The organism is Mycolicibacter engbaekii, assembly GCF_002101585.1.
In the GTDB taxonomy this organism is placed as follows: domain Bacteria; phylum Actinomycetota; class Actinomycetes; order Mycobacteriales; family Mycobacteriaceae; genus Mycobacterium; species Mycobacterium engbaekii.
On sequence record NZ_LQOT01000031.1, the window covers coordinates 90112 to 104271 of the forward strand.

Sequence of the window (14160 nt, forward strand, 5' to 3'; positions counted from 1 at the left end):
GGTCCTCCTAGGGGGTCAGGTCACGGCGGCGCAGCCCCCATAGGCCCAACGTGATCAGGCCGATGTCGAGCGCCAGCAGAACGACCAGCGGCACCGCGCTGAAGGTGCCCTCGGGGCCGGCGCCGACCAGCGGGATGTGGGCGAACGGTTCGAGGTCGAGTACCCGCTGCGGCAGCCCCGAGATGGTGCCCAGCAGATACAGCGCGATGAAGCCGATCAGAACCGCCCAGGCGGCGGGCGCCAGGCGCGGGACGATCCCATACGCGGCGACCGCCATCGCCGCGGGCAACCAGACCGCCGGCAGCTGAACCGCGGCGCTGCCCACCGCGAGGGGCAACTGCCCGCCGGAGTCACCGGCCGCCGTTGCGTAGACGATTCCGGCCACCAGTCCGGCGACCAACAGTGCGATCCCCGAACCGGCCAGGGCCACCGCCACGTGGCTTGCCAGCCACCGCGAACGCGACAACGATCCGGCCAGCAGGGTCTCGGCTCGGCCGGTGGTCTCCTCCTGGCGTGGCCGCAGCGCCAGCGACACCGCAAAAGCGGCGGCGACCATGCCCAACATGGTGAACGCCACCGCCACGAACGCGTGTTCGAGCACCGTGGTGCCGCCCAGTCGCACCACGATGTCGCGGGCGCGGTCGTTGCCCACCTCGTCGCCGATCCCGTGCACCACGCTGCCCACGAGCAGCCCGTAGAGCGCCAGGCCGGTGGTCCACAGCAGCAGCGCGCCGCGGTCCAGCCGCCACGCCAGCCCGAACGCCCCACTCAGGGCCGGCGCTGCCGTGCCTGGACCGGGGCGTTCGGCAAGCAGACCGGCGCCGACATCACGGCGGGCGGCCAGCCGGTAGGCCAGCGCGGTCAGTGCGGCTGCCGTCGCCAGGGGCAGCACCAGCACCCACCAGCGGTCACCGGCGTAGGGCCGTACCTGCAGCGACCAACCCAGTGGCGACAGCCAGGACAGCGCTCCCGATCCGGCATCGCCTAAGGCCCGCAGCGTGAATGCCCCGGCGAGCACGCCGAAAGCGGCGCCGCGGGCGAACCGGGCGCTGGGCGACAGTTGGGCGGCGACGGCGGCCACCGCGGTGAACACCAGTCCGGAGCAGGCCAGCGCCGCCCCGAACGCCCACGATCCCGCGGCGGGCACGTCGGTGGTCAGCAGGCCCGCGGTACCGATGGCGCCGGTGGTCAGCGATGCGCCCGCCGCCAGCAGCAGTGCGCTGGTCAGTCCGGCATGACGGCCCACGGCGGTGGAGTCGATCAACTCGGTGCGGCCGGCCTCTTCGTCGGCGCGGGTGTGCCGGATCACGGTGAGGATCACCGCGATCCCGATGAGCAGGTGGAAGATTCCGGCCTTCCAGATGCCCACCGCGCCCAGGGAGTCGTTGTAGACCTGCCCGTACACGGCACGCTGGGCCGGGCTGGCCATGATGGTCGCGGCCAGGCCGGCGCGTTCGGCCGCAGTGGGATAGATCGCCTGGACGCTCGCGATGTAGACGCCCGCCAGTGGCAGCGACAGCAGCAGCACCCACAGGGGCAACACGATGCGGTCGCGGCGCAGGGACAGGCGCAGCAACCCGAGCGTGCCGGCCAGAGCGAGACGGTCCCGGCGGGGCGCCGGGATTGCCGGCGGCACGGCCAGGGCAGTCATGCTCGCACCGTGTCGTAGTGGCGCAGGAACAGTTCCTCAAGGGTGGGGGGCCGGCTGGTGAGGCTGCGCACTCCGGCGGCGCCGAGCACCGCGATCAGTTCCCCGAGGCTGGCGCTGTCGACCTGGGCATGCAGCACGGTGCCGGTGTAGTGCACGTCGGCTACGCCCGGGATGCGCGTCAGGTCGCCGGGGTCGCGCATCAGATCGGCCGCGATGGAGGTGCGGCGCAAGTGCCGCAGGGCGTCCAGTGAACCGCTCTCGACCGCGCGTCCGGCGCGGATGATCGTGACCCGGTGACACAGGGCCTCGGTCTCGGCCAGGATGTGGCTGGACAGCAGCACGGTGGCGCCGCGCCGGTTCGCCTCGGTAACGCACTGCTGGAACACGTTTTCCATCAACGGGTCGAGGCCGCTGCTGGGTTCGTCGAGCACCAGCAGCCGGGCATGCGAGGCGAACGCGGAGATCAGGGAGACCTTCTGGCGGTTGCCCTTGGAGTAGGTGCGCGCTTTCTTGCTCGGATCCAGGTCGAAGCGTTCGATCAGCTCGTCGCGGCGGCGTTGGTCGATGCCGCCGCGCATCCGGGCCAGCAGATCGATGATCTCGCCGCCGGTCAATGTCGGCCACAGGGTGACATCGCCTGGTACGTAGGCGATCTGGCGGTGCAGTTCGACCGCGTCGGTCCATGGGTCGCCACCGAGCAGTCGCACGGTGCCGCCATCGGCTCTGGCCAGGCCCAGCAGGATGCGGATCGTGGTGGATTTTCCGGCGCCGTTCGGGCCGAGGAAACCGTGCACCTCCCCGGCCTGCACGCTCAGATCCAGTCCGTCGAGCGCGGTGACCCGTCCGAATCTCTTCTCCAGTCCCCGGACTTCGATTGCCGTCCAGCTGTTCTCATTGCGCATCGGTGGTTCCTCCTTGCTCGGCTTCCAGGAAGGCGTCGTACATGGTGCGGTCGGCCAGCAGCCCGTCGGTGTAGAGCTCGAGGGCGGGCAGCACCATCTCGCGGGCGTAGTCGCGCAGCACCGCGCGCAGATCGGCCGGGTTCTCGTGCATCTGCAGATAGAGCAGGAATGCGCCTCCGCCGGTGATCGCCAGGTAGCGGGCCCGGGCCTTCGGGTCGCGACTGGGTTTGAGGGTCCGGGCCCGGACGCCTTCGTCGAGATAGCTCTCGGTGTTGTCGATCATCTGCCGCCACAACGCGTTTGCCAGTTCTCCTCCGGACTGCATGCTGCGGGCCAGGTAGGCCATCAGGGGTGCGTAGGACTCGATTTCGGCCATCTGGGCGAACCAGGTCGCGGGGTCTGCGGAGCGCATCGCCTCGGACTTTCCGGTGCGGATCACTTCGGCGACGTAGGCGTCGCAGGCTTGGCGCAGGCCGTGCTTGGACCGGAAATGGTGGATGACGAGCGGGGCGCTCACCCCGGCAGCCTCAGCGACAGCCCGGATGCTCACGCCGAAGCCGTGCCGTCCGAACTGTTCGATGGCCGCGTCGCGGATTCTCGCCGCGGCCGTCAGGTCCGCTGAACGCATGTTCAATACGCTAAACGCGCGTTCAGTCGCGCGTCAAGCATCGGATGGCGATAGTTGTCTCGGAGAATGCGGGTGCACCCCGCAGCAGGCGGGCGCCGGTCAGTCGCGGACGGCGGCCAGCAGTCCGTCGCCCAGCGGTATCAGCGCCGGGGTCAGCCGCTCGTCGACGGCGATCAGCCGGGCCGCTTCGCGTACCGCGGTCACCTCGGCGTCGTTGGCGCTGGGGTCTCCGGCCCGGCCGCCCAGGGCCGCCCGGTGCAGCACGACGACGCCGCCGGACCGCAGCAACCGCACGGCTTCCAGCACGTAGCCGGGCTGGTCAATCGGCTCGGCGTCGACGAACACCAAGTCGTAGGACTCGTCGGCCAGCCGGGTCAGCACCTCTTGGGCGCGGCCGCCGATGAAGCGGGTCCGGCCCGGCCCGATCCCGGCCTCGCTGAACGCCTGCTTGGCGATGCGCTGATGCTCGGGCTCGATGTCGATGGTGGTCAGCACCCCGTCTTCGCCCATGCCCGACAACAGCCATAGGCCGCTCACCCCGGCGCCAGTGCCTACTTCGACCACCGCCCGGCCGGCGCTGAGTTTGGTCAGCAGACTCAGCAGCGCGCCCACGGCGGCACTGATCGACCCGACACCGAGCTCCGCGGCCCGATCCCGGGCAGCTGCCAGCACCGCATCCTCGGTCATCGACTCCTCGGCGTGCGACAAGAGCGCCTCGGCGCGACTGCGCGGCGGTTCCGCGGGAGTGTCGTCGGTGCTGGCCATGTCCGCAGCGTAGGACAAAGCGCGGCGGGGGCACGCACCGGCGCCTGCCCGACACGCCCGGGGATTGCCCCGTGTCCGAACTGTTATCTGGGCGCATATCCGCACGGCGTGACGCATTCGAACACAGGTTCACAGTCGGCGTTCAGACACAGCACAGAGCTGGCATACCGCGATAGGCAACGGTATCGGCATGGAACGAGGTATGAACCGGCCTCGAGACGCTGGGAATACGAGGGGCCCGTTGCACGTTGACCGCGACAGTACGCTGCCGTCGCCTGACTGCGGCCCTGATCTGGAGGACGTCGCCATAACCACATTGCTGCCCCCGGTCGCCATGTCGCACCCGACCACTCACTCGGACCGCTACGCCGGCACCGACTGGGTCCAGGGGTCAGCGGCCCCGCAGGGAACCGCGGTGTTCGACGCAACCGGCGATGTAGCGGCGATGCCGTCCTGGGACGAACTGGTGCGCCAGCACGCCGACCGCGTCTACCGGCTGGCCTACCGGCTGTCCGGAAATCAGCACGACGCCGAGGACCTCACCCAGGAGACCTTCATCCGGGTGTTCCGTTCGGTGCACAACTACCAGCCCGGGACCTTCGAAGGCTGGCTGCACCGCATCACCACCAACCTGTTCCTGGACATGGTGCGGCGACGGGGACGTGTCCGGATGGAGGCGCTGCCCGAGGATTACGACCGGGTGCCGGCCGACCAGCCCGACCCCGAGCAGATCTACCACGACGCGCGGCTCGATCCCGACCTGCAGGCGGCGCTGGACTCGCTGGCGCCGGAATTCCGCGCCGCGGTGGTGCTGTGCGACATCGAAGGCCTGTCCTACGAAGAGGTCGGCGCCACCCTCGGGGTGAAGCTGGGCACCGTGCGCAGCCGCATCCACCGGGGCCGCCAGGCTCTGCGCGACTATCTGGCCGCGCGCGCCGGTCAGCGTGACGCCGAAGCGTTCGGCGGCACCGCGGCCCGCTGAGTCCGGCCTGCACCGGCGGGTTTCGGCGTCTGCCGGCGGTATCGCGCTACATTCTTAAAGGGTCTTTATTCAAGCCCGGCTGAGTGATGGTGGCGATCGGAGAGGAGTCCGGTGTGACGGACCGCGGAGGTCTCTTCCGTCGCGCGTTCTCCTGGCTACCCGCGCAATTCGCCTCGCAGAGCGACGCGCCGGTCGGCGCCCCGCGGCAGTTCAGCTCCACCGAACACCTGTGCAGCGAAGCGATCGCCGCCTACGTCGACGGCGAGCTGCGGATGAACGCCCACCTGCGTGCGGCTCACCACCTGTCGCTGTGCCCCGACTGCGCGGCCGAGGTGGAATACCAGGGCCGGGCGCGTTCCGCCCTGCGCGACTCACACCCGATCCGGATCCCCTCGGCGCTGTTGGGCCTGTTGGCCCAGATCCCCGAGGCGCCGGCCGACTGCCCTGCGGACGAGCCGACGAGGCCGCTGCCCGCCCGGCTCGAGGACGGCAAACCCCGAGAACGCCGTAAACGCCGGTAAGGTGGTTCCGGAGCGGCGCCAGCGCCAGGTGACGCTGTGCTCGCGGAGCCTGGAAGCGACCCAGGGGTGGAACCGGAAGAGGATTAGGTGAGCTCCAACAACGAGAACGCCGGCGGCAACCGCTTGGCGCCGCGCCCCGTCTACCGTCCCCCGGTGGACACTGCGTCCAAGAAGGCCTTCGGGCGGCCCGACGGCGTACGCGGCTCCTTCACGCCCGCGGAGGTACGGCCCAAGAAGTACCGCGAGCAGGGCGAGTACGTCCCGCGTGACCTGCCGCCGGACCCCGTGCTCAAAGAGGCCTTCGGCCGGCCCTACGGCACCGGCCCGTCATTGCAGCGTCATCCCGCCGACGCCGGAGCGCTGGGCCGAAACGGCAAACCGGGCTCCGAGGCCACCGAAGACCCCTGGCGCGACCCCGCCGCCGGTGCGGCGCTGGGCGGGCCCGCCGTGGTCCCGCCCGCACCCCGGGCGCCCGGCGACTCCGGGGACCGCCTCGGCGTTCGCGACGTGCTGTTCGGTGAGCGGGTCTCCTACCGCGCGCTGGCCGTTCTGGGCGCGATCGCGCTGGCCATCGGCATCGTCGGTGGCTGGGTCGGACGCACGACCGCGCAGGTGGTCGAGGCCTTCACCACCTCCAAGGTGACGCTGTCGACCAAGGGCAACGTCGAAGAGCCGGCCGGACGGTTCGCCAAGGTGGCCGAAGCCATCGCGAATTCGGTGGTGACCATCGAGTCGGTCAGCGACGACCAGGGCATGCAGGGATCCGGCGTGGTCATCGACGGCAAGGGCTACATCGTCACCAACAACCACGTCATCTCCGAAGCCGCCAACAACCCCAGCAAGTTCAAGACCACCGTGGTGTTCAACGACGGCAAAGAGGTCCTGGCCAACCTGGTCGGCCGCGACCCCAAGACCGACCTGGCCGTGCTCAAGGTCGACAACGTCGACAACCTGTCGGTGGCCCGGCTCGGCGACTCCGACAAAGTGCGGGTGGGCGACGAGGTGATCGCGGCCGGCGCACCACTGGGCCTGCGCAGCACCGTCACCCACGGCATCATCAGCGCCCTGCACCGGCCGGTGCCGCTCTCGGGCGACGACTCCGACACCGACACCGTCATCGACGCGGTCCAGACCGACGCCTCGATCAACCACGGTAACTCCGGCGGTGCGCTGATCGACATGGACGCCCAGCTGGTCGGCATCAACACCGCCGGAAAGTCGTTGTCCGACAGCGCCAGCGGGCTGGGATTCGCGATCCCGGTCAACGAGATGAAGATCGTGGCCGAGGCGCTGATCCGGGACGGCAAGATCGTGCACCCCACGCTGGGGGTGAGCGCTCGCTCGGTCAGCAACGCGATCGCCTCCGGTGCGCAGATCGCCAACGTCAAGGTGGGCAGCGCCGCGGAGAAGGGCGGCATGCTGGAGAACGACGTGGTGGTCAAGATCGGCGACCGTACCGTCGCCGACGCCAACGAATTCGTCGTGGCGGTCCGCAACCTGACCATCGGCAAGGAATCGCCCGTCGAGGTGGTTCGCGACGGGCGCCATGTGACGCTGATGGTGACCCCCACCCCCGACGGTTAGCGGCCCGGCGTCATGTTCGCCAATGTCGGCTGGGGCGAGATGCTGGTCCTGGTGGTGCTCGGGCTGGTGATCCTGGGACCCGAGCGGCTCCCCGGAGCCATCCGCTGGACCGCCGGCGCACTGCGCCAGGCCCGCGACTACGTCACCAACGCCACCGAGCAACTGCGCGAGGAGATCGGGCCGGAGTTCGACGACCTGCGGGCACCGCTGAGCGAACTGCAGAAACTGCGCGGCATGACACCCCGCACCGCACTGACCCGGCATTTGCTCGACGGGGACGACTCGCTGTTCACCGCCGTCGGTGCGCTGGCCGCCGAGCCACGCCCGGCGCCGCCGGCACCGGCGATGGTTCCCGACCCGGGTGCGCCGGCGCCCTTCGACACCGACGCCACCTAGGCCGGTAGCAGCTCAGGGCCGATCAGAGACCGGATCAGCGCCGCGCGCCCCCGGTGTCCAAACCCAGCGACATGCCCACCAGCCCGCGCCGGCGGGTGGCCAGCTGATCGGCGACCCGGCGCAGCTCCCGGCCCGCCGGGGAGTCCGGCGACAGCACCACCGGGGAGCCGGAGTCGCCGCCGGTCACCATCTCGCTGTCGATCGGCACCTGGCCCAGCAGGGGCACCTCGCGGCCCATGGCCCGGGTCAGCCGCTCGGCGACCCGATCGCCGCCGCCCTCGCCGAACAGGTGCATGGTGGACCCGTCGGGCATGGCCAGCCCGGCCATGTTCTCCACCACCCCGACCACTTGCTGGCGGGTCTGCAGGGCGATCGCCCCGGCCCGCTCGGCGACCTCCGCGGCCGCCTGCTGCGGGGTGGTCACCACCAGAATCTCGGCGGAGGGCACCAGCTGGGCCACCGAGATGGCGATGTCGCCGGTGCCCGGCGGCAGATCCAGCAACAGCACGTCCAGGTCGCCCCAGTAGACATCGGCGAGGAACTGCTGCAGGGCCCGGTGCAGCATCGGGCCACGCCACACCACCGGCGTGTTGCCCTGGGTGAACATCGCGATCGAGATCACCTTCACGCCGTAGCCGATCGGCGGCATGATCATCGAGTCGACCTGCGTCGGCAGGGCGGTGACGCCCATCATCCGGGGCACCGAGTGGCCGTAGATGTCGGCGTCGACCACCCCGACCGCCAGACCACGTTCGGCCAGCGCAACCGCGAGGTTGACGGTGACACTGGACTTGCCCACCCCGCCCTTCCCCGAGGCGATCGCGTAGACCTTGGTCAGCGAACCCGGTTGCGCGAAGGGAATGACCGGCTCGTGTGCGTCGCCGCGTAACTGCTTGCGCAACTCGGCGCGCTGCTCGTCGCTGAAGACATCCAGGCTGACCGTCACCGGGCCGGTGCCGGGCACGTCGTTGATCGCCGCGGTCACCATGTTGGTGATCTCGGACTTCATCGGACAGCCGGCGATGGTCAGGTAGATCGTGACGTGGACGCTGTGGTCGGCCGCGATCTCGATGCTCTTGACCATGCCCAGATCGGTGATCGGACGCCGGATGTCGGGGTCGAGCACGGTGCCCAACGCTGCGTAGATCGCGTCGTGCAGGGCTGCGGTGTCATCGTGGTTCTCGGGCATCGCAACCGAGTCTAAGGCAGTGCGGCGAGGTGCCGGCCTGCGCTGTCGGTCAGGCCGGCGGCAATGCCTGGGGCCCACCCGGCGGGGTGCCGGGGAACACCGGAGCCGGCGGTGCCGGGGCCGGCTGATCCGGGGAATCCGGCGGCAACGGTGCCACCGCATAGGGCGGCATCGGCGCGGGCGCGGCCGGTGGGGCTTCCGGGGGCGCGAACGGGAACGGGGGCAGGCCGTTGGGCGGGGCCGGCGCGGCCGCCGGGGCCGGCGCTGCCTGCGGCTCCAGGCAGATCATCCGGCAGGCCGCCGAGGGACGCGGCAGCTGCTGCTGCTCGGGGGCGGTCATCCACGGCTGGAGCCAGGGCAGGTTTGCCAGCTGCGTCTCCATGCTCGGCTGACCCAGGTCGATCAGCGCGGAGCCCGTGGTGTGTTCGAAATGCGACATGCCGTGCAGGGCCAGCGATTCCGGCCCGAGCCCCTCGGGGTGTTCCAGGTGCTCGAGGTGCAGGTCGGCGATCGGCGGGGCCGGCCCGACGATCGGCGGCAGGTCGACCGGCGCCACTCCGGTGGCGTAGGCCGCCGCCCAGCCCATCACGTTCTCCGCGTAGGCCATCGAATTGTTGTAGCGCAGGATGGCGGTCAGAACCTGCGACTGCTCGCGCAGGTTCAGCCCGCCACTGCACAGATACCGGGCGGCCGCCAATGTCGCGTCGTAGATGTTCTGGGGGTCCGCACGGCCGTCGCCGTCGCCGTCGGCGGCATAGCGCGACCAGGTTCCGGGCAGGAACTGCATCGGTCCCAAGGCGCGGGCGTAGACCACCCGGCCGGGCGCGCTGCTGGCCACGATGATTTCGTTGCCGGGCAGGGTGCCGTCCAGCACCGGCCCGTAGATCGGCTGCAGCACATTGCCCCGGGCGTCGGTGGCCCCGCCGTTGGCGTGGCCGGACTCGATGCGCCCGATCCCGGCGAGCAGGTTCCAGCTGACCCCGCACTCGGGTGCGGCGACCGACATCTGGTGTTCGGCGTTGCGGTAGGCCGCCAATGCGGTCTGGGGGATTCCGAGGGTGCCGGGTGCGTAGACGACGGCCGCCGGCGGCGCCGACGGGGCTCCGGCGGCCACGCGCAGGGCCGCCGGCGGGCGGTGCACCGCGACGACGGCGGGCCCCGACGAGCGTCCGGTCGACGGGGTGTTCACCGACGCTGCCAGCGGGGTGACCGCGGTGTTGCGCAGCGGTAGCGAGGTCGAGGGGGAGCGGGGTGTGGCGCCCACGGCGCCGGCGAACACCAGCGGGGTGATGAACATCAGGCCGAACGCCGGCCGCAGGGCCGCACGCGCGGCCCGGCGCACTTTGGCGCCACGGGACACGCGTTCCCCGGCGTCGCCCCCTTTTAGCACTCGACCGTCCCTAATTTCGCTGTGGTGATACCGCTCGCGCTTCGTGAACTAGGTCACCATACCGAACGTCGGTCCTGCTGGTGACCGTTATATGGTCCGCGTCCACAGGCGGACCACCCCGGGCACCGGCTACGGCGCGCCGGGGTCGGGCGCCGGGCGCAGCGCTTCGAGCAGTTCCCGCAGCCGCTCGAGTTCGTGGTGCAGGTAGTCGCGGGTTGCCACCTCGCCGACCGCCAATCGCAGCGACGCCAGTTCCCGGGCCAGGTACTCGGTGTCGGCTTTGGTCTGGGCGGCGCGCCGGCGGTCCTCATCCAGGCTGACCCGATCGCGGTTCTCCTGCCGGTTCTGGGCCAGCAGGATCAGCGGCGCGGCGTAGGCGGCCTGCGTGGAAAATGCCAGGTTGAGCAGGATGAACGGGTAGGGGTCCCACTGCAGGCGCAGCGCGTAGACGTTCAGCAGGATCCAGGCCACCACGATCAGGGTCTGGATGGCCAGGTAGCGCCCGGTGCCGAAGAACCGCGCCACCGACTCGGTGAAGCGGCCCAGCGCGTCGGGATCGAGCTGGAAGCTGGGCAGCCGTGAGGTGCGGGGAGTGGAGAGACGCTGCGATGACGAGCGGTCGGTCACGACGGCCTCCCGGCGAGTTTCGGTCCAAGGTCCGGCTCGGGCGTTTCGCGCCAATCGGCGGGCAGCAGGTGGTCGAGCACGTCGTCGACCGTCACCGCGCCCAGTAGGTGGTTCTGTTCGTCGAGCACGGGGCCGCAGACCAGGTTGTAGGCCGCGAAGTAGCGGGTCAGCTCGGCCAACGACACCTCGGGGTTCAAGGCCGGCAGATCAGAGTCGACGAAGCCGCCGATGAGTTCGGCCGGGGGGACCCGCAGCAGTTGCTGCAGCGGGACAGAACCCAGGTAGCGGCCGGTCGGGGTGGCGGTGGGTGCTCGCGTCACGAACACCAGCGACGACAGCGCCGGGGTCAGGTCGGGATCGCGCACCCGGGCCAGTGCCTCGGCGACCGAGGTGTCGGCGGTCAGCACCACCGGGTTGGAGGTCATCAGACCGCCCGCGGTGTCCGGGGAGTGCTCCAGCAGGCGGCGCACCGGATTGGAGTCATCGGGGTCCATCCGCGCCAGCAGCGTCTCGGCCTCGGTCGGGTTCATGACGCCGAGCAGGTCCGCGGCGTCGTCGGGGTCCATCTCCTCCAGCACGTCGGCGGCCCGATCGGTGCCGAGTTGGGCGAGCACGACGGCCTGCCGTTCTTCGGGCAGCTCCTGCAGGATGTCGGCCAGGCGGGCGTTGTCCAGTGCGTTGAACACCTCGTAGCGGCGCTTGGGCGGCAGCTCGCGGATGGCGTCGGCGACTTCGATCGGCCGCCAGCCCTCGAACTGCGCCAGCAGCTGCGCCACTTCCTGCCCGGGCATCGCCAGCGCCGACGGGGTCAGGCCCTGCACGTTGTGCCAGTCCACGATGTGCACCGCGCCGCGGCGGCCCAGCCGCCGGGAGTGGCGCACCGCCACCCGCGTCACCAGCCAGTCCCGCGTGCGGCTCTGCTCGATCGCCAAGTCGGTGATCGCGACATCGACGCCGGCCAGTTCCGGCAGCTCGGGGTCGTTGACCCGGACCTTGGTGTCCAGCACCTGTCCGAGCACCAGCGCCTCACCGGGACGCTGGTTGAACTTGCGCAGCGAGACGGTTCCGGTGTTGAGGGTGACGGCGTTGGGTTCGATCGAGGCGACCCGTAGAATTGGTACGAATATCCTTCTGCGGGTAGGCAATTCGACGACGAGACCCAGGACACGGGGTTGCTGGCGAACGATGCTGAGACTGACCACCACATCGCGGACCCGCCCGACGGATTCGCCGAACGGGCCCAGTACCACCATCCGCGCGAGCCGCGCTGCATAAACCCTGTTGCTCGACGCCATGATTGAAAGGGTAGGAGTATTTAGGTGACCAACGCGTATCGCCCCCGCCGTACCTGCCTGTCCGTACCGGGCAGCAGCCAGAAGATGATCGACAAAGCCAAGGGTCTGCAGGCCGACCAGGTCTTTCTCGATCTGGAGGACGCGGTCGCCCCAGCGGCCAAAGACCAGGCCCGCACCCTGGTGGCCGAAGCGCTGACGGAGACGAACTGGACGGCGCCGTTGCTGGGCGTTCGGGTCAACGACTGGACCACGCCGTGGACCCATGCCGACCTGATCGAGGTGGTCTCGGCGGTCGGTGCCGCCGGTACCCGGCTGGATGTCGTCGTGCTGCCCAAGGTGTCGGATGCCTCGCACGTGCAGGCGCTGGATCTGCTGCTCACCCAGCTGGAGACCGTCCACGGTCTGCCGGTCGGCCAGATCGGCATCGACGCCCAGATCGAGGACGCCCGCGGTCTGACCAACATCAACGCGATTGCCGCAGCGCCCCGGGTGCAGGCCTTGGTGCTCGGACCGGCCGACCTGATGGCCAGCCTCAACACCCGGACCCTGGAGGTCGGCGAACAGCCCGAGGGCTACACCGAGGGCGACGCCTACCACCATGTGCTGATGACGATTCTGGTGGCGGCGCGCGCGCACGGGATCGCCGCCGTCGACGGGCCGTATCTGAAAGTCCGTGACGTCGAGGCATTCCGGCGGGTTGCGGGCCGCTCGGCCGCTCTCGGCTTCGACGGCAAATGGGTGCTGCATCCCGACCAGATCGCAGCGGGCAACGAGATCTTCAGTCCGCGGCAGGCCGAATACGACCACGCCGAGCTGATTCTGGAGGCCTACGCGTGGCACACCTCGCACGCCGGTGGAGCCCGCGGCGCGGTGATGCTCGGTGACGAGATGCTCGACGAGGCCAGCCGCAAAATGGCGTTGGTGGTGGCGGGCAAGGGCCGCGCGGCCGGGATGCGCCGCGAGGCGCCGCCGTTCACGCCGCCGTCGGGCTAGTTCAGGGCGATCATCGCCAGGATCAACGAGAGCATCATCGCCACGCCGGCGATCGAGGTGCCGGCCACCGCCAGGCCGTGCCCGCCCTCACCGGTCGACTTGATCTGGTTCAGCGCGACGACTCCCACGATGAACCCGGCCAGGGCCAGCGGCCAGAACACCAGTCCGAGCAGGGCCAGCACCAGGGAGGTGACGGCCAGGACGTTGGTCTTCTGCGCCTGGCCCGGCAGGGGGTAGCCGCCGGAATACGGCGCGCCATAACCCGCCGGCGGGTAACCCGGGGTGTAGCCCGGCGGCGGGTAGCCGATCGGACCGCCGGGTCCCGGGTACTCGCCCGGAGCGGGCGGCGGAGGAGGCAGATAACCGCCGGGCGGCAGGTAGTTGCCGGGCGGTGGGCCAGCCGGATATCCGCTGGTAGGCGGGGGTGGCGGGAAGCCGCCACCGGCCGGAGGCGGCGGGAATCCGGGCGCGGGGTACACCGGGCCGGGGGGATAGCCCTCGAAGCCCGACGGGTAAGCCCAGCCGCCCTGATCGGGCCCGGTAGCACCCGGGTTGGCCCAGGGCTGGTCGGGATTGCCTCGTGGATTCTGTTCAGAATCCCCGCCGGGAGCTGTCATGCTGTTCAACCTAGCCGATGCGCCGCGACCGGCTTGTCGTCCGACAGCCGCTTCTCGGGGCGAGGAGAGAGAATTCCCATGACCAGCCCCTTCCAGCCTGGACAGCGTCCCGATCCGCTCGGCGCGGCCGGAGCGCCCGCTCGTCGTGATCCGGCCCGGCTGCCGACGCCGCCGAAAGGCTGGCCGATCGGGTCGTACCCGACCTACGCCGAGGCGCAGCGAGCGGTGGACTACTTGTCCGATCAGGAGTTCCCCGTCCACCAGGTGACCATCGTCGGCGTCGACCTCATGCAGGTCGAGCGGGTCACCGGCCGGCTCACCTGGCCCAAGGTGCTCGGCGGCGGGGTGCTGAGCGGCGCCTGGCTGGGTCTGTTCATCGGCCTGGTGCTGGGAATCTTCAGCGCCAACCCGACCCAGGCGCTGGTGACGGGTCTGATCGCCGGGGTGTTCTTCGGCCTGATCACCTCCTCGGTGCCCTACGCGATGGCCCGGGGTACAAGGGACTTCAGCTCCACCATGCAGCTGGTCGCGGGACGCTATGACGTGCTGTGCGACCCGCAGAGCGCCGAGCAGGGCCGGGATCTGCTGGCGAAGCTGACGCTGTAGCGCTGCGGTGTTTG

The 14160-nt window shown here is 70.3% G+C and carries 15 protein-coding genes; 6 read left to right on the forward strand and 9 right to left on the reverse strand.

The annotated features are described in order from the left end of the window. Window positions 1–7: 7 nt before the first annotated feature. The 4 genes from AWC02_RS08960 to AWC02_RS08975 form a co-directional block, all read right to left on the reverse strand. A complete protein-coding gene (locus AWC02_RS08960; protein ID WP_109560938.1) occupies window positions 8–1651 on the reverse strand; it encodes an ABC transporter permease in 1644 nt (547 codons plus the stop codon). After that, window positions 1648–2553, reverse strand: a complete 906-nt coding sequence (locus AWC02_RS08965) for an ABC transporter ATP-binding protein (RefSeq protein ID WP_085128423.1) — start codon at window positions 2551–2553, stop codon at window positions 1648–1650. Before AWC02_RS08965 ends, AWC02_RS08960 begins: the two co-directional genes overlap by 4 nt. Next, window positions 2543–3181 (reverse strand): TetR/AcrR family transcriptional regulator, encoded by a 639-nt coding sequence (locus AWC02_RS08970; RefSeq protein WP_085128424.1) that lies wholly within the window; start codon window positions 3179–3181, stop codon window positions 2543–2545. Before AWC02_RS08970 ends, AWC02_RS08965 begins: the two co-directional genes overlap by 11 nt. Before the next feature lie 99 nt (window positions 3182–3280). Next, entirely contained in the window at window positions 3281–3946 is a 666-nt protein-coding gene (locus AWC02_RS08975) for an O-methyltransferase (protein WP_085128425.1), read from the reverse strand. A 202-nt stretch (window positions 3947–4148) separates the two neighbouring features. On the opposite strand from AWC02_RS08975, the gene sigE reads away from it, so the two are divergent. The 4 genes from sigE to tatB all read left to right on the forward strand — a co-directional run bounded on the left by sigE (window position 4149) and on the right by tatB (window position 7429). Next, window positions 4149–4928, forward strand: coding sequence for an RNA polymerase sigma factor SigE (gene sigE, locus AWC02_RS08980; protein ID WP_419179223.1), 780 nt, complete (start codon window positions 4149–4151; stop codon window positions 4926–4928). Window positions 4929–5014: 86 nt separating this feature from the next. Continuing rightward, window positions 5015–5449, forward strand: a complete 435-nt coding sequence (gene rseA / locus AWC02_RS08985; protein WP_165757874.1) for an anti-sigma E factor RseA — start codon at window positions 5015–5017, stop codon at window positions 5447–5449. Window positions 5450–5536: 87 nt separating this feature from the next. Beyond that, on the forward strand, window positions 5537–7033 hold the full coding sequence (gene htrA / locus AWC02_RS08990) for a serine protease HtrA (RefSeq protein ID WP_085128427.1): 1497 nt from the start codon (window positions 5537–5539) through the stop codon (window positions 7031–7033). A 12-nt stretch (window positions 7034–7045) separates the two neighbouring features. Then, on the forward strand, window positions 7046–7429 hold the full coding sequence (tatB, locus tag AWC02_RS08995) for a Sec-independent protein translocase protein TatB (protein ID WP_085128428.1): 384 nt from the start codon (window positions 7046–7048) through the stop codon (window positions 7427–7429). Window positions 7430–7463: 34 nt separating this feature from the next. Here the strand turns inward: tatB and AWC02_RS09000 are convergent, their stop codons facing one another. From AWC02_RS09000 to AWC02_RS09015, 4 genes are all read right to left on the reverse strand, one after another. Then, entirely contained in the window at window positions 7464–8618 is a 1155-nt protein-coding gene (locus tag AWC02_RS09000; RefSeq protein WP_085128429.1) for an Mrp/NBP35 family ATP-binding protein, read from the reverse strand. Window positions 8619–8667: 49 nt separating this feature from the next. Beyond that, window positions 8668–10008 carry a lytic transglycosylase domain-containing protein gene (locus AWC02_RS09005; RefSeq protein ID WP_419179224.1) on the reverse strand — a complete coding sequence of 447 codons (1341 nt, stop codon included), beginning with the start codon at window positions 10006–10008 and terminating at the stop codon, window positions 8668–8670. Between the two features lie 129 nt (window positions 10009–10137). Next, a complete protein-coding gene (locus tag AWC02_RS09010) occupies window positions 10138–10635 on the reverse strand; it encodes a DUF1003 domain-containing protein (protein ID WP_085128430.1) in 498 nt (165 codons plus the stop codon). Continuing rightward, window positions 10632–11930, reverse strand: a complete 1299-nt coding sequence (locus AWC02_RS09015; RefSeq protein ID WP_085128431.1) for a magnesium transporter MgtE N-terminal domain-containing protein — start codon at window positions 11928–11930, stop codon at window positions 10632–10634. The genes AWC02_RS09010 and AWC02_RS09015 overlap by 4 nt, the downstream gene beginning before the upstream one ends. Window positions 11931–11954: 24 nt before the next feature. On the opposite strand from AWC02_RS09015, the gene AWC02_RS09020 reads away from it, so the two are divergent. Continuing rightward, window positions 11955–12923: an HpcH/HpaI aldolase/citrate lyase family protein gene (locus AWC02_RS09020; protein WP_085128432.1), complete on the forward strand. Its 969-nt coding sequence runs from the start codon at window positions 11955–11957 to the stop codon at window positions 12921–12923. Here AWC02_RS09020 and AWC02_RS09025 read toward each other — a convergent pair. Next, entirely contained in the window at window positions 12920–13540 is a 621-nt protein-coding gene (locus AWC02_RS09025; protein ID WP_085128433.1) for a DUF4190 domain-containing protein, read from the reverse strand. The genes AWC02_RS09020 and AWC02_RS09025 overlap by 4 nt on opposite strands. A 78-nt stretch (window positions 13541–13618) precedes the next feature. Between AWC02_RS09025 and AWC02_RS09030 the strand changes: the two genes are divergently transcribed. Further along, window positions 13619–14146, forward strand: a complete 528-nt coding sequence (locus tag AWC02_RS09030; RefSeq protein WP_046321733.1) for a YflT domain-containing protein — start codon at window positions 13619–13621, stop codon at window positions 14144–14146. Window positions 14147–14160 lie beyond the last annotated feature (14 nt).